The 24085-nt window shown below is 53.0% G+C and carries 21 protein-coding genes; 4 read left to right on the forward strand and 17 right to left on the reverse strand.

Annotated elements, in window-relative coordinates; translation table 11 throughout:
* Positions 1-156 precede the first annotated feature (156 nt).
* From hemG to pepQ, 4 genes are read right to left on the reverse strand one after another with little or no spacing between them, the layout of a single operon-like run.
* A complete protein-coding gene (gene hemG, locus F4V61_RS18860) occupies positions 157-702 on the reverse strand; it encodes a menaquinone-dependent protoporphyrinogen IX dehydrogenase (protein WP_000853981.1) in 546 nt (181 codons plus the stop codon).
* A gap of 11 nt (positions 703-713) precedes the next feature.
* Positions 714-2165 (reverse strand): Trk system potassium transporter TrkH, encoded by a 1452-nt coding sequence (gene trkH / locus F4V61_RS18865; RefSeq protein WP_000545691.1) that lies wholly within the window; start codon positions 2163-2165, stop codon positions 714-716.
* A 38-nt stretch (positions 2166-2203) separates the two neighbouring features.
* Positions 2204-2818, reverse strand: a complete 615-nt coding sequence (locus F4V61_RS18870) for an IMPACT family protein (RefSeq protein ID WP_000378897.1) — start codon at positions 2816-2818, stop codon at positions 2204-2206.
* Positions 2818-4149 (reverse strand): Xaa-Pro dipeptidase, encoded by a 1332-nt coding sequence (gene pepQ, locus F4V61_RS18875; protein WP_038397306.1) that lies wholly within the window; start codon positions 4147-4149, stop codon positions 2818-2820. The genes F4V61_RS18870 and pepQ overlap by 1 nt, the downstream gene beginning before the upstream one ends.
* Positions 4150-4339: 190 nt before the next feature.
* On the opposite strand from pepQ, the gene fadB reads away from it, so the two are divergent.
* Positions 4340-6529 carry a fatty acid oxidation complex subunit alpha FadB gene (gene fadB, locus F4V61_RS18880; protein ID WP_038397307.1) on the forward strand — a complete coding sequence of 730 codons (2190 nt, stop codon included), beginning with the start codon at positions 4340-4342 and terminating at the stop codon, positions 6527-6529.
* Positions 6530-6538: 9 nt separating this feature from the next.
* Positions 6539-7702, forward strand: coding sequence for an acetyl-CoA C-acyltransferase FadA (fadA, locus tag F4V61_RS18885; protein ID WP_023180363.1), 1164 nt, complete (start codon positions 6539-6541; stop codon positions 7700-7702).
* A 185-nt stretch (positions 7703-7887) separates the two neighbouring features.
* On the opposite strand, the gene fre is transcribed toward fadA, so the two are convergent.
* A complete protein-coding gene (gene fre / locus F4V61_RS18890; protein ID WP_000209834.1) occupies positions 7888-8589 on the reverse strand; it encodes an NAD(P)H-flavin reductase in 702 nt (233 codons plus the stop codon).
* An 85-nt stretch (positions 8590-8674) separates the two neighbouring features.
* Entirely contained in the window at positions 8675-10153 is a 1479-nt protein-coding gene (ubiD, locus tag F4V61_RS18895) for a 4-hydroxy-3-polyprenylbenzoate decarboxylase (RefSeq protein WP_000339766.1), read from the reverse strand.
* A 185-nt stretch (positions 10154-10338) separates the two neighbouring features.
* On the opposite strand from ubiD, the gene rfaH reads away from it, so the two are divergent.
* Positions 10339-10827: a transcription/translation regulatory transformer protein RfaH gene (gene rfaH, locus F4V61_RS18900; protein WP_001192410.1), complete on the forward strand. Its 489-nt coding sequence runs from the start codon at positions 10339-10341 to the stop codon at positions 10825-10827.
* A 7-nt stretch (positions 10828-10834) separates the two neighbouring features.
* Here the strand turns inward: rfaH and tatD are convergent, their stop codons facing one another.
* From tatD to udp, 9 genes are all read right to left on the reverse strand, one after another.
* Positions 10835-11617 (reverse strand): 3'-5' ssDNA/RNA exonuclease TatD, encoded by a 783-nt coding sequence (gene tatD / locus F4V61_RS18905; protein WP_038397308.1) that lies wholly within the window; start codon positions 11615-11617, stop codon positions 10835-10837.
* Between the two features lie 41 nt (positions 11618-11658).
* Positions 11659-12438, reverse strand: a complete 780-nt coding sequence (tatC, locus tag F4V61_RS18910) for a Sec-independent protein translocase subunit TatC (protein WP_000257557.1) — start codon at positions 12436-12438, stop codon at positions 11659-11661.
* A 2-nt stretch (positions 12439-12440) separates the two neighbouring features.
* Positions 12441-12989 (reverse strand): Sec-independent protein translocase protein TatB, encoded by a 549-nt coding sequence (tatB, locus tag F4V61_RS18915; RefSeq protein WP_000459614.1) that lies wholly within the window; start codon positions 12987-12989, stop codon positions 12441-12443.
* 3 nt (positions 12990-12992) lie between these two features.
* Positions 12993-13247 (reverse strand): Sec-independent protein translocase subunit TatA, encoded by a 255-nt coding sequence (gene tatA, locus F4V61_RS18920; protein WP_000508972.1) that lies wholly within the window; start codon positions 13245-13247, stop codon positions 12993-12995.
* A gap of 205 nt (positions 13248-13452) precedes the next feature.
* The gene (ubiB, locus tag F4V61_RS18925) at positions 13453-15093 is read right to left on the reverse strand and encodes a ubiquinone biosynthesis regulatory protein kinase UbiB (RefSeq protein WP_000187525.1); all 1641 of its coding nucleotides are present in this window, start codon (positions 15091-15093) and stop codon (positions 13453-13455) included.
* Positions 15090-15695, reverse strand: a complete 606-nt coding sequence (ubiJ, locus tag F4V61_RS18930; RefSeq protein ID WP_001116102.1) for a ubiquinone biosynthesis protein UbiJ — start codon at positions 15693-15695, stop codon at positions 15090-15092. The genes ubiB and ubiJ overlap by 4 nt, the downstream gene beginning before the upstream one ends.
* Before the next feature lie 9 nt (positions 15696-15704).
* Positions 15705-16460: a bifunctional demethylmenaquinone methyltransferase/2-methoxy-6-polyprenyl-1,4-benzoquinol methylase UbiE gene (gene ubiE / locus F4V61_RS18935; protein WP_000229008.1), complete on the reverse strand. Its 756-nt coding sequence runs from the start codon at positions 16458-16460 to the stop codon at positions 15705-15707.
* 95 nt (positions 16461-16555) lie between these two features.
* Positions 16556-17986, reverse strand: a complete 1431-nt coding sequence (gene rmuC, locus F4V61_RS18940) for a DNA recombination protein RmuC (protein WP_000355568.1) — start codon at positions 17984-17986, stop codon at positions 16556-16558.
* Between the two features lie 139 nt (positions 17987-18125).
* On the reverse strand, positions 18126-18887 hold the full coding sequence (gene udp, locus F4V61_RS18945; protein ID WP_038397311.1) for a uridine phosphorylase: 762 nt from the start codon (positions 18885-18887) through the stop codon (positions 18126-18128).
* Between the two features lie 259 nt (positions 18888-19146).
* On the opposite strand from udp, the gene F4V61_RS18950 reads away from it, so the two are divergent.
* Positions 19147-19959, forward strand: coding sequence for a dienelactone hydrolase family protein (locus F4V61_RS18950; protein WP_000213966.1), 813 nt, complete (start codon positions 19147-19149; stop codon positions 19957-19959).
* Positions 19960-20035: 76 nt separating this feature from the next.
* On the opposite strand, the gene F4V61_RS18955 is transcribed toward F4V61_RS18950, so the two are convergent.
* Both F4V61_RS18955 and metE read right to left on the reverse strand, forming a co-directional pair.
* A complete protein-coding gene (locus F4V61_RS18955; protein WP_012210762.1) occupies positions 20036-21415 on the reverse strand; it encodes an anaerobic sulfatase maturase in 1380 nt (459 codons plus the stop codon).
* A 351-nt stretch (positions 21416-21766) separates the two neighbouring features.
* Entirely contained in the window at positions 21767-24031 is a 2265-nt protein-coding gene (gene metE / locus F4V61_RS18960) for a 5-methyltetrahydropteroyltriglutamate--homocysteine S-methyltransferase (protein ID WP_080161283.1), read from the reverse strand.
* Between the last annotated feature and the right edge of the window lie 54 nt (positions 24032-24085).

Raw genomic sequence — 24085 nt, forward strand, 5'->3', positions numbered from 1 at the left:
GCTTTTCTCCGTGAGGTTCTGGTCTGAACCCCGCTGACCCGGCGGCCTGTGTGCCGTTGTTCCGTGTCAGTGGTGGCGCATTATAGGGAGTTATTTCTGCCTGACAAGAGGAAATTTAAAATAATTTTCTGAGTGCGCACTTTTTACTCTTTGCGTTTATTTTGCCGACGATTTGTTGGTTAAATGGGCTATTTCACGGGCAAAGTTCGCAACCTGCTCCCAGTCGGTGTACACCACTTCTTTACTGGTATCCGTTTCGCCGCCCGACATCTTCATAATAAGCTTGATCATCAGACGGTCATACCAGCGATAGCGAGGATAGCGAAGCGCGCCTGCAATAACGGCGCAGTGGTCAGGCCGCCACGGAGAGCTCATCAAAAATTTACGCGCGTAGCTGTTAGTCTGCGGTGTACGTTTTTCTGCTTTACGCGCCACCAGGTTAACGGAATAAAAGGCGCTCGGCATGCCGTTCAGCCGCGTGGCGTATTTCTTTACGAACTCCTGGAAGGCGCTGTGGTAATGACCATAACGAATAGATGCGCCAATCACTACACGATCATAGCTATCCCAGTCCGGCTCTTCGGCGCGATGCAAATTAACGACATCGGCCCAGATCCCCATCTCTTTGAGTTCAGAAGCCAGATAAGAGGCGATTTCGCGCGTTTGTCCGTCCCGGGTAGAGAAAAGAATCAATGTCTTCACGTGTTACTCCATTATTCACGCCAGAAAGTCGGGGTAAAAAGTACCAGCAAAGTGAATACTTCCAGACGGCCAAATAGCATGTTGGCAATGAGTATCCATTTCGCAACCGGATTCATACTGGCGAAGTTATCAGCAACAACCCCCAGCCCCGGCCCCAGGTTATTAAGCGTAGCTGCTACCGAGGCGAAAGCCGAGAAATCATCTACGCCTGTAGCAATAATGGCTAGCATACTGACGATAAATACCAGCGCGTAGGCGGAGAAGAATCCCCAGACCGCTTCCAGAATACGTTCTGGCAGCGCCCGGTTCCCCAGCTTAATACTGTAAACGGCATTTGGATGCACCAGCCGTTTGAGTTCGCGGTTCCCCTGTTTAAACAACAACAGAATACGGATGACCTTTAACCCCCCGCCCGTTGACCCGGCGCAACCGCCAATAAACGCGGAACATAGCAGCAAGACCGGCAAAAACAGCGGCCAGCGCGCAATGCTGTCCGTAGTAAACCCTGCCGTGGTCGCCATCGACACGACCTGGAAGAATGCCTGATTTAGCGTCGTAAGCGCCGAATCGTAGATATTATGGAACCACAGTACCATCGTGCAGATCACCACCAGCGTCAACTGTACGCCGATGAACATGCGGAATTCCGGATCGCGCCAGTATACTTTCAGGCTACGCCCGCTTAATAAAGAGAAATGCAGACCATAGTTACAACCGGAGATCAGCAGGAAAATAGCGATGATGGTATTAATAGTGGGACTATCAAAATAACCTATGCTGGCGTCATGCATTGAGAAGCCGCCGATGGCGATAGTGGCAAAACTGTGTCCGATAGCGTCAAACGCAGACATCCCGGCAAACCACAGCGCCAGCGCGCAGGCCACCGTCAGTAAGACATAGATAAGCCACAGCGTTTTCGCCGTCTCCGCAATACGCGGGCGCATTTTGTTATCTTTCAGCGGCCCCGGCATTTCCGCCCGATAGAGCTGCATTCCCCCAACGCCAAGGATGGGGAGAATCGCTACCGCCAACACAATGATTCCCATACCGCCAAACCATTGCAGCATCTGACGATAAAAGAGAATGGCATGCGGTAATGAATCCAGCCCCACCAGCGTGGTGGCACCAGTTGTGGTTAACCCGGAGAACGACTCAAAAAACGCATCGGTAATGGTGAGATTAGGGCTTTCCGAGAAAATAAACGGTAGCGCACCCACGCTGCCCAGCACGGTCCAGAACAGCACCACGATAAGAAATCCTTCGCGGGATTTCAGTTCGCCCTTTTCCCGGCGGTTCGGCCACCACAGTATGGAGCCGATCGCCAGCGCGACAAAAAAGGTCTGCGTGAATGCTCTTCCCGCGCCATCGCGATATATTAGCGCTACCAGTCCCGGGAGTATCATTGTTCCCGAAAATAAGATAACCAGTAGTCCAACGATTCGGGTAATGGCGCGAAAATGCATCTCTGCCGCTTCCTTTATTCTTAAAAATGAGGTGGGGATTATTCTTCAATCGCTAACAATTGCAATGAACCACGGCTAAAATCCGCCAGTTTTGTGGAAAATGCATTCACATGAGCAAAAGGAAGCGCCACCCTGAGCCGAACAGACGCCTGATAATCGCTGGAAACGATCTTCCCGGCAAACTGTCCTAATAATGCTTCGATTCCGGCCAACTGACCGTACTCACACTGCAAAGTATATTCGGTTAATGGCGTCTTGCGCTGTGTGGCAAGCTGACGTAATGCCTGATTCACACCGCCGCCATAGGCTTTTACCAGCCCGCCTGTACCCAGCAGAATACCACCATAGTAGCGCACGACGACGGCAGTAATTTCTCCGACGCCGCTGCCCATCAATTGCGCAAGCATCGGCTTGCCTGCCGTTCCCGCCGGTTCGCCGTCGTCTGAAAAGCCCAGTTGCTGTGAGTCGTCCGGCGCACCCGCCACCCACGCCACACAATGGTGGCGCGCATCAGGATGCTCAGCTCTGACTGACTCAACAAACGCTTTCGCCGCGTCTACGCCATCGGTATGCGCCAATAGCGTAATAAAGCGGCTTTTTTTGATCTCTTCAACAACGGTGACCGGCGCTGCAGGGATTAACCAACTGTCCATTACGCTAGTTTTAAATCCCGCGTCATGTTTTCCACGCCGTTTTCGTGGATCACCACGTTGTCTTCAATGCGAATACCGCCGAAAGGCTTGAGCGCTTCAATTTTCTGCCAGTTGAAATGCTTGCTGAACGGCCCTTCGCGCCACGGCGCTAACAGCGATTCGATGAAGTAAATCCCTGGTTCGATGGTCAACACCATTCGCGGCTGTAACACACGCGTGCAGCGCAAATACGGGTATTTGGACGGCGCGGCGAGATGCGTACCGGAATCATCCTGCATAAAACCGGCCACATCGTGTACCTGCAGACCCAACGGATGACCAATACCGTGCGGCATAAACGGCCCGGTGAGATCATTTTCCACCATCGCCTCTTCACTCATGTCGGTGATGATTTGATGTTTACGCAGCAGCTTCGCGATACGCTGATGGAACTGAATATGGTAATCCACATAGCTGATGCCCGCCTTCATGGTAGCGATCAGCGCCAACTGTTCGTCATTAACATCTTTTACCAGTTGGGCGTAGTCGTTATCATTTTTCGCCGACCAGGTCCGCGTCAGATCCGCCGCGTAGCCATTGTATTCCGCGCCTGCATCCAGCAGGAAGCTGCGCATTTCAGACGGCGCTTGATGATCCAGTTTAGTGTAGTGCAGAACGGCAGCATGTTCGTTCAGCGCCACAATGTTACTGTACGGAACATCGGTATCGCGATGTCCCGTGGCGGTCAGGTACGCCAGATTGATATCAAACTCGCTCATGCCGGAACGAAATGCTTCTTCCGCCGCATGATGGCCGCTTACTGCCATTTTCTGCGCTTCGCGCATACAGGCCAGTTCATAATCCGTTTTATAGGCGCGGTAGTAATGCAGATAGTCGATGACGCCTTTCGGGTTGATGTTGTTGGCGGCGATATCCAGTTGTAGCGCGCGCTCCGGAGCCGGGCCGATATAGCCGATATTGCCACGCGCGGCAGGCAGTTGACTGCCGATGCCATCCGCTTTCGGTAGGGCGACAACCTCGATTTCTTCCGTCCAGAAGGACGTTGGCAGCGGTTCAACGTTATGCCAGTAATCGACCGGCAGATAAAACCACAGTTTAGGTTTGTTGACGCCATCGACCAGCAACCAGCAATTGGGAACCTGAGTCACCGGTACCCACGCTTTAAACTGCGGATTGACCTTAAACGGATAAGGATGATCGTCGAGAAAGACATTGAATAGCTCGCCTGAGTGAATAAGTAACGCATCCAGCTTAAAGCGCGCCAGGACATCTCGCGTCCGCTCTTGTAAGGTAACGATATGATTTTTATAGAGCGCGGCCAGTGATTCCATTTTTTACCCTTCTGTTTTTTTTGACCTCAAGTCCCCGCATCTTAGCACATCGCTTCAGGAGAGCGTGATTTCTCCCTAGCGTGATCAAATCGGCATTTCTTTAATCATTAATTTGCATTTTTTTAACACAAAATACACACTTCGTTTCATCTGGTACGACCAGATCACCTTGTGGATTCAGGAGACTGACATGCTTTACAAAGGCGACACCCTGTACCTCGACTGGCTGGAAGATGGCATCGCCGAACTGGTGTTCGATGCTCCCGGCTCGGTCAATAAACTCGACACTGCGACCGTCGCCAGCCTCGGCCAAGCGCTTGATGTGCTGGAAAAGCAACACGATTTAAAAGGGCTGCTGCTACGTTCCAATAAAGCGGCCTTTATTGTCGGCGCGGACATCACCGAATTCCTTTCACTGTTCCTCGTACCCGAAGAGCAGTTAAGCCAATGGCTACATTTCGCTAACAGCGTCTTTAACCGTCTGGAAGATTTACCCGTACCGACCCTTGCCGCCGTAAACGGCTATGCGCTGGGCGGCGGGTGCGAATGCGTGCTGGCGACCGATTACCGTCTGGCAACGCCAGACCTTCGTATTGGTCTGCCGGAAACCAAACTGGGCATCATGCCGGGCTTTGGCGGTTCCGTTCGTCTGCCGCGCATGCTGGGCGCCGACAGCGCGCTGGAAATTATCGCGGCGGGTAAAGATGTCGGTGCTGAACAAGCTCTGAAAATCGGCCTGGTTGATGGTGTGGTCAAACAAGAGAAGCTGATTGAAGGCGCGATGGCGGTGTTACGTCAGGCCATTGTCGGCGACCTTGACTGGAAAGCCAAACGTCAACCGAAGCTGGAACCGTTGAAGCTCAGTAAGATTGAAGCGGCGATGAGCTTCACCATTGCCAAAGGCATGGTCGCTCAAACGGCAGGCAAACACTATCCGGCGCCGATGACCGCAGTGAAAACCATTGAAGCGGCCGCGCGTTTTGGCCGTGACGAAGCGCTCAACCTGGAAAACAAAAGTTTTGTCCCGCTGGCGCATACCAACGAGGCTCGCGCTCTGGTCGGCATCTTCCTCAACGATCAGTATGTAAAAGGCAAAGCCAAAAAGCTGACCAAAGATATTGAGACGCCGAAACAGGCAGCCGTACTGGGCGCGGGCATTATGGGCGGCGGTATCGCTTACCAGTCGGCCTGGAAAGGCGTACCGGTCATCATGAAAGATATCAACGATAAATCGTTGAACCTCGGCATGACCGAAGCGGCTAAGCTGCTGAACAAACAACTGGAGCGCGGCAAGATCGACGGTCTGAAGCTGGCGGGCGTCATTTCGACCATCCACCCGACTCTCGATTATGCCGGTTTCGATCGCGTAGATGTTGTTGTCGAAGCGGTGGTCGAAAATCCGAAAGTCAAAAAAGCGGTACTGGCGGAAACCGAGCAGAAAGTGCGCCCGGAAACCGTGCTGGCCTCAAATACCTCCACCATCCCGATTGGCGAACTGGCAAGCGCCCTGGAACGTCCGGAAAACTTTTGCGGAATGCACTTTTTCAACCCGGTACACCGGATGCCGCTGGTTGAAATCATTCGCGGCGAGAAGAGTTCAGACGAAACCATTGCCAAAGTCGTCGCCTGGGCAAGCAAAATGGGCAAGACGCCGATTGTAGTCAACGACTGCCCCGGCTTCTTTGTTAACCGCGTGCTGTTCCCCTATTTCGCCGGTTTCAGTCAACTGCTGCGCGACGGCGCGGATTTCCGCAAAGTCGATAAAGTGATGGAAAAACAGTTCGGCTGGCCGATGGGCCCGGCCTATCTGCTGGATGTTGTCGGCATTGACACCGCGCATCACGCGCAGGCGGTAATGGCGGCAGGCTTCCCGCAACGGATGCAGAAAGAGTATCGCGACGCGATCGACGCATTGTTTGACGCCAGCCGTTTTGGGCAAAAAAACGGTCTGGGCTTCTGGCGCTATAAAGAAGACAGCAAGGGTAAGCCGAAGAAAGAAGAAGATGCCGCTGTGGATGACCTGCTGGCAAGCGTCAATCAGCCGAAACGCGACTTCAGCGACGACGAGATAATCGCCCGTATGATGATCCCGATGATTAACGAAGTGGTTCGCTGTCTGGAAGAAGGCATTATCGCAAGCCCGGCGGAAGCCGATATGGCGCTGGTCTACGGCCTGGGCTTCCCTCCGTTCCACGGCGGCGCATTCCGCTGGCTGGATACACAGGGCAGCGCGAAGTATCTTGATATGGCGCAGCAGTATCAACACCTCGGCCCGCTGTATGAGGTGCCGGAAGGGCTGCGTAATAAAGCGCGCCATAACGAACCGTATTATCCCCCGGTTGAACCAGCCCGTCCGGTTGGTTCTCTGAAAACGGCTTAAGGAGTCACAATGGAACAGGTTGTCATTGTCGATGCTATTCGCACCCCGATGGGCCGTTCGAAGGGCGGCGCGTTTCGCAACGTGCGGGCAGAAGATCTCTCCGCCCACTTAATGCGTAGCCTGCTGGCGCGTAATCCGGCGCTGGAAGCGGCGACTCTCGATGATATTTACTGGGGCTGCGTACAACAAACGCTGGAGCAAGGCTTCAACATTGCCCGTAACGCCGCGCTGCTGGCAGAAATTCCCCATTCGGTACCGGCGGTCACCGTCAACCGTCTGTGTGGTTCCTCGATGCAGGCGTTACACGATGCAGCGCGAATGATCATGACCGGCGATGCGCAGGTTTGTCTGGTTGGCGGCGTGGAGCATATGGGGCACGTGCCGATGAGTCACGGCGTGGATTTTCACCCGGGTCTGAGTCGCAACGTCGCCAAAGCGGCAGGGATGATGGGGCTAACGGCGGAAATGCTCTCCCGCCTGCACGGCATTAGCCGGGAAATGCAGGACCAGTTCGCCGCGCGTTCTCACGCCCGCGCCTGGGCCGCCACGCAGTCTGGCGCATTCAAAACGGAGATTATCCCGACTGGCGGTCATGATGCTGACGGCGTGTTGAAGCAGTTTAATTACGATGAAGTGATCCGCCCGGAAACCACGGTCGAAGCGCTATCAACGCTGCGTCCGGCATTTGATCCGGTTAGTGGCACGGTCACGGCGGGCACCTCATCCGCGCTTTCCGATGGCGCAGCCGCCATGCTGGTAATGAGCGAAAGTCGTGCCCGTGAGCTGGGCCTGAAACCTCGCGCCCGTATTCGCTCAATGGCCGTGGTTGGTTGTGATCCGTCAATTATGGGTTACGGGCCGGTTCCGGCGTCAAAACTGGCGTTGAAAAAAGCGGGACTGTCGGCCAGCGATATCGATGTGTTTGAGATGAACGAAGCGTTTGCCGCACAGATCCTGCCATGCATTAAGGATCTGGGATTGATGGAGCAGATAGATGAGAAGATCAACCTCAACGGCGGCGCGATCGCGCTTGGTCATCCGCTCGGCTGCTCCGGAGCACGTATCAGCACCACGCTTATCAACCTGATGGAGCGCAAAGACGCGCAGTTTGGTCTGGCGACGATGTGTATTGGTCTGGGTCAGGGCATCGCAACAGTGTTTGAGCGGGTTTAATCAAAGATAAATTCCCCTAAATAATTCGCGCTGCATCGCGGCGGCAACTGAGCGAGTCCCCGGGAGCATAGATAACTATGTGACCGGAGTGAGCGAAGGCAGCCAACAAAGAGACAGTGTGAATTAGGACGGGGAAAGGTTTAGTTGCCGTTCTTCCCGCCTGTCAGGGGCGGGTTTTTTATGGCTTAAATAAATGCAAACGCATCGCCAAACAGACGCTCTTCTTGCGCGTTACGCTCGTTACAGAACAGATCGCGGGCAATTTTCGCCATCTCAAAACGTCCTGCAATATAAATATCGTGCCCCGCCAGAGTACCGTGATCCTGCAATACCGCGGTGAGTACCGTTCCTGTACGCCCACGCCAACCTTCCTCCGGCTGCTCGACCACAGGTTCAATACGCAAATTCGGATGGTTAACAGAGAGCGCTTCCAGCTCAGAGAGATCATAGAGATGCTTTTCTTCGCGACCTCCCCAGTAAATGGTAACATCACGGTCCGGGTTACGCGCCAACGCCGTCAACAGGATGGAGCGCACATAAGAAAAACCCGTACCGCCCGCGATCAGAATCAACGGGCGCTCTTCATCGTCACGCAGCCAGGCGTCGCCATGCGGAATATCGACGACGACCTCCCGGTCTTTCAGAATCCGGTCCATTACCGCCATCGCATATAGATTGAGCTCGGAAGCGCCAATGTGTAATTCAATAAACCCTTTCTCGTCCGGCGTTGAGGCCATCGAAAACGGGCGTTTATCACGCTCGTCCATTACGACCATCAAATACTGACCAGCGCGGAATGAAAACGCCGCGTCCGGCACTAAACGAACCCGATATACGGTATCGGTGATAGCTTCTACCGAGGTCACTTTACAGCTTAAGGTTGTCATGCGCTCCCTCTGTCGGGTGTCGAGTCAATACCGACATTTTTCAAGCCGCGTCGCCGCAGCCTAAAATGTCGGTGTTCGCTTTCAATTATTTAAAGATAGCCAGCTCATCCCAAATCGCATCAATACGCGCGGTAACTTCAGGATCTTTAACAATAGGACGCCCCCACTCGCGTTGGGTTTCGCCCGGCCATTTGTTTGTGGCATCCAGCCCCATTTTTGAACCCAGCCCGGAGACCGGCGAGGCAAAATCCAGGTAATCAATCGGCGTATTATCAACCAGTACCGTATCCCGCGCAGGATCCATACGGGTGGTAATAGCCCAAATCACATCATTCCAGTCGCGTGCGTTAACGTCATCATCGCAAACGATAACAAATTTCGTATACATAAATTGACGTAAAAACGACCAGACTCCCATCATGACGCGTTTCGCATGACCGGCGTACTGCTTTTTCATTGTCACCACCGCCAGCCGATAAGAGCACCCTTCCGGCGGCAGATAAAAGTCGACGATTTCCGGAAACTGTTTTTGCAGGATAGGCACGAAGACTTCATTTAGCGCCACCCCCAATACCGCAGGCTCATCGGGTGGACGTCCGGTATAGGTGGAATGATAGATGGCATCTTCACGCTGCGTAATATGCGTGACGGTAAAGACCGGGAAGTTATCCACTTCATTATAATAGCCCGTATGATCGCCATACGGTCCTTCCGGCGCCATCTCTCCCGGCTCAATGTAACCTTCAAGGATAATCTCGGCGCTGGCAGGCACTTCAAGATCGTTAGAAAGGCATTTAACCACTTCAGTCTTCGTGCCGCGCAACAGGCCCGCAAAAGCATATTCCGACAGGGTATCGGGAACGGGAGTCACGGCGCCAAGAATGGTCGCCGGATCGGCGCCCAACGCGACGGAGATCGGAAAACGCTCTCCCGGATGCGCGGCTAACCATTCCTGAAAATCCAGCGCGCCGCCGCGATGGGACAGCCAGCGCATAATCAGCTTATTTTTATCTATCAGCTGCTGACGATAAATGCCCAGATTTTGCCGTTCTTTGTGCGGGCCGCGCGTTACCGTCAGTCCCCAGGTAATCAGCGGCGCGGCATCGTCTGGCCAACAAGTCATGATAGGAAGTCGCGTTAAATCAACGTCATCGCCAGAAGCGATCTTCTGCTGGCAAGGCGCGCCGCGTAACCGTTTCGTCGGCATGTTCAACACTTGCTTAAACTGCGGCAGTTTGTCAAACAGATCGCGAAAGCCTTTCGGCGGCTCTGGTTCTTTCAGGAACGCTAATAATTTACCGACGTCCCGCAATGCGGAAACATCATCCTGCCCCATGCCCATTGCCACACGCTTGGGCGTGCCAAAAAGATTGCACAGCACTGGCATTGAGTAACCCTTAGGGTTTTCAAACAGCAGCGCAGGCCCGCCGGCACGCAACGTGCGGTCAGCGATTTCCGTGATTTCCAGATGAGGATCCACAGGCAGAGTGATGCGTTTTAATTCCCCCTGCTGCTCAAGTAGCGTCAGGAAGTCGCGTAAATCGTGATATTTCATGGCGTCCATAGTAGCCTCTTTGTAAGCGCATCATTATACGGCGTTCATCATTGGGATGCTGTATTTTTGTTAAATTAGCGTGAACTCTGGCAGCCAGCACCAACACAGATGCAGACTGAAATATGAAGGGTATAATTAACTTAGCGCATGACTTTTGCTATGCTTGCGCCCCGAACAAGCGGATAAGAGTCATTATGCAATCCTGGTATTTACTGTACTGCAAGCGCGGGCAACTTCAGCGTGCCCAGGAACACCTCGAAAGACAGGCGGTAAGTTGCCTGACGCCGATGATCACCCTGGAAAAAATGGTGCGCGGAAAACGTACCTCTGTTAGCGAGCCGCTCTTTCCTAATTATCTGTTCGTTGAATTCGATCCAGAAGTGATACATACCACTACAATCAACGCCACGCGCGGCGTCAGCCATTTCGTGCGCTTTGGCGCGCACCCTGCGATCGTGCCTTCCAGCGTTATTCATCAGCTTTCTATCTACAAACCCGAAGGGGTTGTCGATCCCGAAACCCCCTATCCCGGTGATAGCGTCATTATCACGGAAGGCGCATTTGAAGGGCTGAAAGCGATTTTTACCGAACCGGATGGCGAAACGCGTTCAATGTTACTGCTTAATTTACTCAATAAAGAAGTGAAGCAGAGCGTAAAAAACACCGGTTTTCGTAAGATTTAGCGATCGTTCAGAATACGACCTCAAATAAGGTTCTGGCGTTGGCATCTGTCATCGCCGCTAACCATTGCGGATCTTCATCACGCCATAGCGCGATGCGCTCCAGGATGTGGGGCAGATAAGCGGGCTCGTTGCGTCGTGACGTCGGTTTCGGCGTAAGGTCGCGAGGCAACAGATACGGCGCGTCAGTTTCTATCAGTAGCTTTTCCGCTGGGATAAACGGTAATAGCTCACGTAGCTCAAGCCCGCGTCGTTCGTCGCAAATCCACCCGGTAATACCGATATAGATTCCTCTGTCCACACAGGCCTGCATTTGCTGGCGTGAACCGGTAAAGCAGTGCAGTATTGCGCCGGGAAGGCTATCCAGCCAGGGATCAAGCAATGCCAGAAATCGCTCATGCGCGTCCCGGCAGTGCATAAAGATTGGCATCTGTAATTCGGCGGCAATTTGTAGCTGCGCCTGAAAGGCACGCTCCTGCTCCTGCGGCGTGGAAAAATTGCGATTGAAATCCAGCCCGCACTCACCGATAGCGACGACCTCTGGCTGGTTTGCCAGCGTAATAATGGCGTCTTCAGACGCGGATGACCACTGGCTGCTGTCATGGGGATGGACGCCTGCCGTCGACCAACAATGAGGGTAGCGCCGCGCCAGTTTTAACGCCTGCTGACTTTCATGGATGTTCGTTCCGGTCAGTAGCATACCTTTTACTCCTGCCGCAAACGCACGGACAACCACATCATCACGATCTTTCGCAAACTGGCTACTGGTTAAATTAACGCCAATATCAAACATGCTTGCCCCCATATGACAACCGCCCTGACGGGCGGTTGTGTTTAGTCTTCAGTGTGCTCGGCCTTTTCAGTCTCGGCCTCGTTATCTTCATCGCGCGTCCGTCGCTTACCGACATAAAAGCGTGAGCAGAAAACGCCAATTTCAAACAAGCAGTACATCGGTATCGCCAGCAACGTTTGCGAGAAAACATCCGGCGGCGTAAGCAGCATTCCCACAATGAATGCCCCGACCAGGATATAAGGCCGTTTTTTACGCAAATCTTCCGGCGTGGTAATACCCATCCAGCATAGCAATACAATCGCTACCGGCACTTCAAAAGCTACGCCAAAGGCCATAAATAGCGCCATGACAAAGCTAAGATAGCTGGCGATATCCGTCGAAACTTGTACTCCTTCAGGCGCAGTATGCGTCAGGAAGCCAAAGGCCAAAGGGAATACGACAAAATAGGCGAAAGCCATTCCAATGTAGAAAAGCAGCGAGCTGGACACCAGCAGCGGCACGACCAGACGGCGTTCATGCTTATACAGCGCCGGGGCGATAAAGGCCCAAACCTGGTACAAGATGACAGGCGCGGATAAGATCAAAGACACCATGAAGGTGAGTTTGATAGGGGTAAAAAACGGCGACGCCACATCCGTCGCAATCATTGTCGCCCCTTGTGGCATCTGTTTAATCAGCGGCGCAGCGACTAAATGATAAATATCATTGGCGAAATAAACCAGCGCCAGAAAAATCAGAAGTACTGCGACGATGCAGTTTAGCAGACGCTTACGCAGCTCGATCAGATGCGTAATAAGCGGTTGAGTATCTTCTACAGCCATGTTTACGGTTTATCACTTGACGAGGGGGAAGATTCGACAACAGGCGCGGCGGATTTCTTCTCGGCGTCTATCGTGGCTACGGAAGCGGTTTCCGTCGACTCAGGCGCGTTAGCTTTAACGGACTCCGGCTTTTGTTCCGGCGCGCTCGCCTGTGTTTCAGCGGCGGCAGGGGTGACGCCCTCATGCTGCGTTTCATTCCCTTTTACTACCGGATTATGGATGGTATGCGCTTCATCGCTCGCTTGTTCGGGATCGTTAGCGCTGTAGGTGCGTTTCATCGACTCTGCAGCCTGACGCAGTTCATCCATAGATGCTTTCAGTTCGGGAGTCAGGTTTTCCAGGCTCGCCTTTTCGACTTTTTTCAGACTGTCCTGGAACTCCTGAAGTTTCAGCTCCTGAGTCAGTTCATTCTGAACCGTTGTCGCAAGGGACCGCAACGCGCGAATCCAGCCCGCTACCGTTTTTACCGCTACTGGTAATCGTTGCGGCCCCAACACAATGAGGCCGATAACGAACACTAACAGCAGTTCGCTAAAACCGATATCAAACACGGATTATACCTGCTCTTTATCTTGGCTTTTAGCGTCTTCCTTTTTCGCTTCGCCTTGCTTATCCGCGATAGATTTAGCGGTAAAATCAGCGTCCTGACTGGTTTTATCCTGTTTGGCATCATCATCGCTCATGGCCTTTTTAAAGCCTTTGATAGACGCGCCAAGATCGGAACCGATGGAACCGAGTTTTTTGGTGCCAAACAGCAGTACGACGATGACGGCAACAATCAACAACTGCCAAATACTGATACCACCCATACATGTTCCTCTGTGATAGATGATGAATTATTAAGGCCGCATTATACACATTATCCTTCGTGCTGCCTCTTTGTTAGCCGCTTTCGTCCGCCCTATTCACATACTTTTACATACGACCGGGATGACATTGACTTGTGGCCTGAGTACTGCCTTGAGTGATAATATATACCTGCGTGACATAACCGGCGTTAAGCGATAAAAAATCTCAATGCGTTTTACGCCAGCCAACCAGCCAGACAATTACGCCGCCGACCATGAGCCAGCCAGGCATCAATCCCCATTCAGGGCGGTTGACGAGTAAGAATGACCCGCTCAGTAACAGCGTTGCGCCAATTCCCAATAAATAACGAGACTGACTTTGACGCACATGGTTTAACTGTAACTCGCGCGCAATCTTATCAACACTGTGCTGTAAATATTTGCCCTGGCGCAAACTGTCGTACACCAGTTCAGGTATTTCTGGCATTTTTTCGATCCAGAACGGCGCTTTTTCTTTAAGAGCACGAGTGAGGGCCGGAATGCCCACCTGCTCTTTGATCCAGGACTCAAGAAACGGCTTCGCCGTTTTCCACAAATCCAACTGAGGATAAAGTTGCCGCCCAACCCCTTCAACATACAATAATGTCTTCTGCAACAACACCAGTTGCGGCTGGACTTCCATATTAAATCGACGTGCTGTATTGAAAAGGTTTAATAACACATGACCAAACGAGATTTCCGCGAGCGGCTTTTCGAAGATAGGTTCACAGACGGTACGGATGGCAAACTCAAAATCTTCAACATTAGTATCTGGCGGAACCCATCCTGAGTCCACATGAAGCTCCGCCACCTTACGGTAATCACGATTAAAGAACGCGATAAAGTTCTCTGCCAGATAACGCTTATCTTCTTTGTTTAGCGACCCGACGATACCGCAGTCAATGCCGATATATTGCGGGTTTTCAGGGTGTTCATAGCTGACAAAAATATTTCCCGGATGCATATCCGCATGGAAAAAGCTGTCGCGGAAAACCTGGGTGAAGAAAACTTTGACTCCGCGTTCCGCCAGCAGTTTCATATTGGTGCCGTTCTTTTCCAGCGCCGCCACATCCGAAACCGGAATGCCGTATATCCGCTCCATTACCATCATGTTTTGGCTACAGTAATCGGAGTACACCTCCGGAATATACAGCATGGGACTATTTTCAAAATTGCGGCGCAGTTGAATCGCGTTGGCCGATTCCCGCAGCAGATTCAACTCATCGATCAACGTCTTCTCATACTCGCGCACCACTTCAGTCGGACGCAGACGACGTCCATCCGGCAACAGGCGCGGTACCCAGCGGGCAAGGCGATAAATCAGTTTCAGGTCGGCCTGAATTACCGGCAAAATATCCGGACGAATGACTTTAATGACCACGTCTTTACCGTTTGATTTTAATCGCGCGGTATGCACTTGGGCGATTGACGCCGACGCCAAAGGCTGGATGTCAAAGTCGTCAAACCAGGCTTCGACAGGTAATCCCCCCATCGCTTCTTCGATCTGGGCTTTCGCCAGCCGGCCATCAAACGGCGCGACTTTATCCTGGAGCAAAGCGAGCTGATCGGCGATTTGCGGCGGGAACAGGTCACGGCGCGTGGAGAGCATCTGACCAAATTTTATCCAGACCGGCCCCAGCTCTTGCAACGCCAGTCTTAACCGTTCACCCAGCAATTTATCTTTGTGCCGGTTTGGCATCCAGAATAGCGAATAGCGCCATAACCGAAGTGGCAGTGTAAAACGCATTCGAGGAATGAGTTCATCAAGGCCGTAACTTAAAAATGTGCGGATGATGCAATATAGGCGCCGTACTTCACCTGGCGTCATTTGGCCTCCAGTTTTTCCAGCCGTGTATTCAGCGCATCTACGGCGCTCTCAATGGCCGCGGTTTCTTCTGCAAACCATGCGACTTCCAGCGGGCCTGGCGCCATACGCCACTCTTCAGTGATCGCTTCAGCGGCATAACGCTGCTGGCGTTGAAACCCGTGGCGCAGGAATTTAGCCCCGCCACGCACGACCTTGCTGATACCTTCCGCCGCAATATCGCCTGTGTACGGCGCCAACAGCTCCGCAGGATCGAATTCGGCGAGATCGGCGAGCGCCACAAAATTTTGCACGACCTGAATATCGCCTTGCACTTCCAGTTCGCCGCTGCGAATAAGCGCGGCCAACTGCTGACGATCGCGTAGTTTTGGCAGAACGCCGGCTTGGGTGATTACCGTACAGTCCGCTTCGCCTTCCCATGCCCCCAGCACATCAATCTGGCGCTCGCTGAATACCAGGACTAATGGCGTCGAAAATCCCTTTAGCTCCACACGCAGTACTTTTCCCTGTAAACGCGTTCTGGCTGATTTCAGCGCTGGCGAACGATACAGAAACGTATTAAGGAGACGTTCAATTCCTGCGGTTACTAAGGGTTTAAAAGGCATTCCACCCTCCTAGAATTTATAACCACGGTGCAACGCAACAACGCCTGCCGTCAGATTGTAATAATCAACGCTCTCAAATCCGGCGTCCTGCATCATTACTTTTAAGGTATCCTGATCGGGATGCATACGGATGGATTCAGCGAGATACCGATAGCTATCCGCATCGTTTGCAACCATCAAGCCAATACGCGGTAAGATATGGAAAGAATAGGCGTCATACGCTTTACTCAGCGGCTCAATGATAGGCTTGGAAAATTCAAGCACCAGTAAACGTCCGCCGGGTTTCAACACACGGAACATTGACCGCAGCGCTTTTTCTTTTTCCGTTACATTGCGTAAACCAAACGAAATGGTAATGCAATCAAACGTATTGTCAGGGAAAGGCAGAGCTTCGGCATTCGCCTGCACATACTCTACGTTGCCGATCACGCCGATATTACGCAGCTTCTCACGCCCCATTTTGAGCATAGAATCATTAATATCCGCCAGGATAACCTTTCCTGTTTCCCCAACCATACGTGAAAATTTCGCGGTAAGATCGCCCGTACCGCCCGCTAAATCGAGAACGGTTTGTCCACGGCGCACGCCACTGCAATCAATGGTGAAGCGCTTCCACAAACGATGAATGCCAAATGACATTAAGTCATTCATCACATCGTACTTTGACGCCACAGAATGAAAAACGTGGGCCACCATGTCAGCTTTCTGCTCTTTAGCGACGGTCTGAAAGCCAAAGTGCGTCGTTTCTTGTGAATCTTCCACCATCTCAGTGCCTGCTTATCGATAAAAATGTTCAAGAAGTGTAACAGATTGGGCCAATTTGCCCTACTCTGCGCCAGGACTAAACTACTCCGTATGGGTTAACTTAACTGCTGCTTCACCCGTTCATCATTGGGATAATGTTCGTCCTGCCGCCCTTCAGGGATCGATCGTAAACGATATTCTTCATCTTGCGTAACGGCCTGTTCCGCTAAATCCGGATTAATCTCGCGTTTGATTTCCACGCCTAACCCCCGGAAGGCCTCCGCCTGCGCCAAAACGTTGCCACGCCCCGACGCGAGTTTTTTCATCGCCTGGCGGTAGTTATCCTGCGCTTTATCCAGACTCTGGCCGATCGCTGACATATCATCAACGAACAGCCGCATTTTATCGTAGAGCTTACTGGCTCTGTCCGCGATGTGCTGCGCATTGCGGCTCTGGTGTTCATAGCGCCACAGGTTGGCGATTGTCCGTAATGCCACCAGTAGCGTCGTGGGACTTACCAGCATAATGTTATTTTTCAGCGCCTCGGTTATCAGTTCGGGCTGTTTATCTAACGCCAGCAGGAAAGCGGGTTCTACAGGGATAAACATCAGAACATAGTCCAGCGAGCGGAGCCCGGGAAGCTGCTGATAGTCTTTACGCCCCAGTAAGCGAATGTGATTGCGCACCGAGGCGATGTGCTCCTGTAAAGCAGCCTCGCGCGTATAGTCATCTTCAGCATTAAAGTAACGCTCATAGGCGACTAACGTCATTTTAGCGTCGATGACGACATCTTTGCCCTGCGGCAAGCGGACGATGACATCCGGCTGCATCCGCGAGCGCGCATCGTTCTCAATACTGACCTGGGTTTCGTATTCGTAGCCTTCACGCAGTCCGGATGCCTCCAGTACCCGCGCCAGCACAACTTCGCCCCAGTTTCCCTGCGCCTTATTGTCCCCTTTCAGGGCGCGCGTCAGGTTGATTGCTTCCTGCGCCATCTGCGCATTAAGCTGCTGCAAGTTACGAATTTCGTGCGCCAGCGTATGCCGCTCCTGCGCTTCTTTGCCAAAACTCTCCTGAACCTGACGGCGAAAACCGTCCAGTTGCTCACGCAGCGGCGTCAGCAAGCTATTCAGGCTTTGTCGGTTTTGTTCGTCTACACGACGATTACTGTGTTCAAAGATACGGTTCGCCAGATTTTCAAACTGTTCGCTTAAACGCTGTTCGCTGTTGATCATCTGACGGATTTTGTCTTCCGCGTGCTGCTGAGTCGCTTCCAGACGGGTCGTGACTTCACGCAGATCGGCTTCCAGAGAGGTATTAATACTGTGCAGGCTACGTAGTTCGTTATTAAGTAACTCGCATTCACTGCGCCAGTGTGCTTCTTGCGCTAACTGCTGCCGGGCCGCGCTCAGTTCGATATCCAGCTCCCGCCGTTCTTCGATAAGGTCGGCGCGGATTTGATCGGCGTGCGCTTTCGTCGCCAGCCAGCCAATGACTGCCCCAATCGCCAGCGCCACGACGGCACTTATCATAAGAGTAATATCCACAACACCTCCCCTGGTACCACACTGTCCTGCACAAAATAGAATTGTGCTGTATAAACGTCCAGTTTAAAAGGAATTTCCTGCGAGGCGCCACGCAAAAAGAAAAGGCCGAACGCGTCGGCCTTTGCAAAAGAGAGGAAAATTACAGCAGACGACGGGCCGCTTCCACTACGATTTTCACCGCGTGGCTTTCAGTTTGTTTCATCGTTTCCGCATTCGGAATCTCTTGTTGAGTGCGGTTGACGATAACGCCCGCCACCATACCTGCGCGCAGACCCTGGCTTGCGCACATGGTCAACAGCGTAGCGGATTCCATTTCGTAATTCATAACGCCCATCGCCTGCCACTCTTCCATCGAGCCTTTGAAGCGACGAACAACGCGACCAGAGTAGGTGTCGTAACGTTCCTGACCGGGATAGAAGGTGTCGGAAGAGGCGGTTACGCCAACGTGCGTCGTGGCGCCAATCGATTTTGCGGCTTCAACCAGCGCAGTGGTGCAGGCAAAGTCGGCAACGGCCGGGAACTCCATCGGCGCAAAGTGTAGGCTCGCCCCATCCAGACGCACAGATGCGGTCGTTACCAGAACGTCGCCGACGTTGATGTGCGGCTGAATAGCCCCTGTGGTGCCAATACGCAAGAAGGTACGAATACCCAGTTGCGCCAGTTCTTCCACGGCAATAGAGGTAGACGGGCCGCCGATACCGGTAGAGCAAACGATAACTGCTTTGCCATCCAGCTCAGCGCGCCAGGAAGTGAACTCGCGATGAGATGCCAGCTTAACCGGCTTATCCATCAGCGCGGCGATCTTTTCCACACGCTCAGGATCACCAGGGACGATGGCGAGCTGGGCCCCTTGTAAATCGTTTTTGGTGAGGCCGAGATGAAAAACATCAGACCTGGACATATAAAACTCCTCTGTGAATCGGGTTTGTCAGAAGAAGCAAAAAGACACTTTACCTAAGGCATAAAGATATTTTCGTGACGACAATCACTATGGCGTAAAGCAATTGCACTGATTTACTGTTAAAAGGTGATGATTATCACATTAAATAATCAACATCGCCAACCATTGCACAAAAGATAGTCGCTTTCAGGCAATGTGGTTTGTTACACACTGGCTATAGTTAATATTGCGCTATTTTTTTAAGGGTACGGAGAATACCATGACAACGACACATCCATCCGGCTTTGCACCTGCCGCCTCCCCGCAGGCCCCTACGATGATTCATACCCCTGCTGAAGCCATTAGCGCGGGAATAACGTCAATTCCTTCTCAGGGCGACGACATGCCTGCCTATTGCGCCAGACCAAAAGCGAGCGACGGCGCGCTGCCTGTGGTCATTGTGGTGCAGGAAATTTTTGGCGTACACGAACACATTTGCGATATTTGCCGCCGACTGGCGCTGGAAGGCTATCTCGCCATCGCGCCGGAGCTCTATTTTCGGGAAGGCGACCCCAATGATTTCGCCGATATACCGACATTATTGAGCGGTCTGGTGACTAAAGTACCGGATTCGCAAGTCCTTGCCGACCTGGATCACGTCGCCAGTTGGGCCTCGCGCAACGGCGGGGATGCGCATCGGCTGATGATTACCGGTTTTTGTTGGGGAGGCCGGATTACCTGGCTTTACGCCGCGCACAATCCACAGTTAAAAGCGGCGGTAGCGTGGTACGGCAAACTGGTGGGCGACACGTCGCTCAACTCGCCGAAGCATCCCGTTGACATTGCCACCGATCTTAACACGCCGGTACTGGGTTTATACGGAGGGCAGGATACCAGTATTCCACAGGAGAGCGTGGAAACCATGCGTCAGGCGCTACGCGCCGCTAACGCGAAGGCGGAAATCGTGGTCTACCACGACGCAGGGCACGCGTTCAATGCCGACTATCGTCCGGGTTACCACGAAGCCTCAGCGAAAGACGGCTGGCAAAGAATGCTGGAATGGTTCGCGCAGTACGGTGGAAAAAAAGGCTAATAACAGCGCGTTACGATGTTTGTTGGGCCTACGACGGAATCGGTGTTGGCCCAACAAAGCGTCATAGTCACGCTAGCTATGCTTTACCGCAGCATTTTTTATATTTTTTGCCGCTGCCGCAGGGGCAGGGATCGTTACGACTGACGGCCCCGGTATCTTTGCGCGCGTCCTGCGCCAGCCAGCGCATGATCGACGCCATCGGATAGCCTTGCGCCAGCAACTCCCGCCAGACATTCATATACGGCGTAACGTGCTTAAAAAAGTGTTTATAGCCCGCACACAGGTAATTGTGCGCAGGATAACCGGACGGCGAGACGGCAAAACGATGTTTCGGACAGCCGCCATGACACGCAAAGCGATAATCGCAGCGGCGACAGTCTGGGGTAAGGGTCTCCCGCTTGGCCTCGCCAAACGCAATAGCCCGCTCACTATTATTTAAAGCTTTGATGCTGTGCTGATGAATATTCCCCAGCAAATGCTCCGGGTAGACAAAATGGTCGCAGTTATAGAGATCGCCGTTCGACTCCAGCGCGAATGCATGTCCACAAGTTTCGGAATGCACGCATAGCACCGGGTATCGCCCCGTCCAGGCAGACAGGGCCACGTCAAACATCTGTACATACACGCGGTCTACATCACGACGAACCCAAATATCAAAGATCTGGTTGAGAAACTCGCCATATTGCCACGAGGGTACCGTCCACGGCGCCAGTGTCGCCGCGCTTTCGCCGGGCATCACCAGATTAAGTACCGATGAGCTATCGGTGCTCATTCGCTCTACCAGCGGAATAAACTGGATAAAACGCGACCCCGCCGCCAGCAGAAACTCGTATACGTCTGCTGCATGACCGACGTTATGTTTTCCTACGACGGTTAAAGTATTAAAGTCGACATGATGCGCTTTAAGCCGCGCCATTGCTGCGACAACCTGTTCATGCGTGCCCTTTCCGGCGCGATTAAGCCTGTACTGATTATGCAGATGCGCCGGGCCATCGATGGATAGACCAATCAGGAAATGATGTTCAGCGAAAAAGCGCGCCCATTCATCGTTGATTAAGATGCCGTTGGTTTGCAACGCGTGACTGATTTTTCGACCATCGGCATACTTTTCACATAATGCGATCGCGCGGCGGAAAAAGGGCAGGCCCATCATGGTTGGTTCGCCGCCCTGCCAGGCAAAGTCAACGCGGTCGCCGCTCTGCGCGGCAATATGCTGGCGTATAAACTGTTCCAGCGTCTCGTCCGACATCCGCCAGTTTTTATTGCGTTCCGGATACAGCGCCTCTTTTTCAAGATAAAAACAGTACGTGCAATCAATATTGCAAATCGCGCCGCCGGGTTTGGCCATTACGTGACAACCTGCTACCGCCATGTCAGACATCTCCGTTAAAAAATAAGGTTCACCAACGCCGACAGCGCCACGAGAAAAGACGACTTTATCGTCGTCAGGGAACATAACAGAATTGAAAACTTCGTTCTGTGCTGTGAGAGCGCTATTCGAACATGGCAGGAAAAACGCTCTGCGTGGCAACAAGGGCTGCCGATAACCCATCGCGATGCTTTCCAGTTACGCTATCCGCCTGGTTGCTATTCATACAGTGGATATTTTTATTATCATGAGTGCCAAACAGTCGGCTTCTGAAAAAGAAAGAGCGGGAAATGAGAAGAAAGGGTAGATAGCGACAACTGTTGGTCAGGTAAGGCTCGGGCGCTACCCGTCGAAGGGTAGCGCCGCATTGGTGCCGGATGATGCCTTATCCAACCTACCATCGCCCGCCAGCCTGAGAAACACAGTGGCCAGGATGGACTATTCCGCCTGTCGCAAATTGTGCGCCGCTTTGACCATGTTTGCCAACGCCGCGCGGGTTTCAGGCCAACCGCGAGTTTTCAGACCGCAGTCCGGATTCACCCACAGGCGTTGTGCCGGAATACGCTGCGCCGCCTTCTTCAGCAAAGCTTCAATCCACTCGACGCTGGGGACATTAGGCGAGTGAATATCATACACGCCCGGCCCAATTTCGTTCGGGTAGTCGAACGCTTCGAACGACTCCAGCAACTCCATGTCCGAGCGGGAGGTTTCGATGGTGATCACGTCCGCGTCCAGCGCCGCAATGGAGTCCATGATGTCATTAAACTCGCAGTAGCACATGTGGGTGTGAATCTGGGTGTCGTCTTTCGCTACCGCCGCGTTGATGCGAAAGGCTTCCACGCCCCATTCCAGATAGGCATCCCAGTCGCTGCGACGCAATGGTAAACCTTCGCGTAGCGCCGGTTCATCGATCTGAATAATCCCGATACCCGCCGCCTCCAGATCCGCCACTTCATCACGCAGCGCCAGCGCAATCTGTTTCGCAATAGTTTCGCGGGTCACGTCTTCGCGGGGAAACGACCAGCAAAGAATAGTCACCGGACCGGTCAGCATTCCTTTTACCGGCTTGTCGGTCAGCGACTGGGCATATTTCGCCCACTCCACGGTGATTGGCGCCGGACGGCTGATATCGCCAATCACCACCGGCGGCTTCACGCAGCGGGAACCATAGCTTTGCACCCAGCCATTCTGGGTAAAGATGAAGCCGTTCAGATGCTCGCCGAAGTATTCCACCATATCGTTACGCTCGGCTTCGCCGTGTACTAGCACGTCCAGCCCTAAACGTTCCTGCTCGATGATCGCCTGCCTGATATGTTCGGCGATGCCGGTGCGGTAGTGATTCGCGTCGAGATTGCCCTTTTTGAAGTCCAGCCGCAGGCCGCGAATTTCCGTGGTTTGCGGGAACGAACCGATAGTCGTCGTCGGCCAGGCGGGAAGTTTAAAGCGGGCGCGTTGCGCTTCAGCGCGCACCTCATACGAGTTCTCACGCTGGCTATCCTGTGCGGTGATCGCCGCCAGGCGTTTTTCTACCCCGACGTTATGTACGCGGGTTGAATAGCGACGGGCCTGAATCGGCGCGCTCCACTCGGTAATCGCCGCGGTGTCGCCGCTATTCAGCGCATCGCGCAGCAGCGCCAGTTCACCGCATTTCTGCAGCGCAAAGGCAAACCAGCTTTTTACTTCCGCATCCAGACGCGTTTCGACGCTAAGATCGATTGGGCTGTGTAGCAAAGAGCAGGAGGATGATACCCACAGCGCGCGTTTGCCTACGATATCGTTAATCTGCGCGTATTTCTCGGTCAAATCGGCACGCCAGACGTTACGCCCGTTAATCAAGCCCGCAGAGAGCAGCCAGTCGGCAGGCAGACGTTGATGCAGTTCCGCTATATCATCTTTGCCATAAATAAGGTCAACATGCAGCCCCTGTACCGGCAGTGTGATAATAGTGTCGAGGTTTGGCGTCACGCCTTCAAAATAGGTCGTCAGCAGCAGCTTCACCTCGCCAGCGAGCGCGTCGTAAGCCGGTTTGAAGGCATCCAGCCACGCCTGCGGCAGTTCCAGCACCAGCGCTGGCTCATCAATTTGTACCCACTCGATACCACGCTTCGCCAGTTCAGCCAGCACTTGCTGATACACCGACAGAATGTCTTTCAGCAGCGTCAGACGGTCAAACGACTCGCCTTTCACTTTGCCCAGCCACAGATATGTGACAGGCCCCAGCAGTACGGGTTTGATCTTATGGCCCAGCGCCAGTGCTTCATCCACTTCCTCCAGCAATTGTGTCCAGGTTAGCCTGAACTGCTGGTCTTTGCTGAACTCCGGCACCATGTAGTGATAGTTAGTATTAAACCATTTGGTCATTTCCGCTGCCGCCGCCGGTTCGCCGGTCGGCGCGCGACCGCGGCCAATGCGGAACAAAGTGTCGATATCCACGGAACCGTCGTTGTTCTGATGACGAGCCGGCACATTGCCTAACAGCAGGCTGGTGGTCAGAACATGGTCGTACCAGGCAAAGTCGCCTACTGGTAGCAGGTCAATGCCCGCTTGTTTCTGTTGCTGCCAGTGACGCGCGCGCAGTTCCCGTCCAACCGCCAGCAGCTCTTCACGGGTAGCGTTCCCCGCCCAGTAGCTCTCTTGCGCTTTTTTCAACTCGCGACGCAGGCCAACACGAGGAAAACCGAGGGTATGAGTCAATATTGTCATTTTACTTCCTCTCTTATTTTATTGAATCTGAAAGTAAAACTCTAAATAGTTCGG

The sequence above is a fragment of the Salmonella enterica subsp. arizonae genome (assembly GCF_008692845.1).
GTDB classification, from domain to species: Bacteria; Pseudomonadota; Gammaproteobacteria; order Enterobacterales; family Enterobacteriaceae; genus Salmonella; species Salmonella arizonae.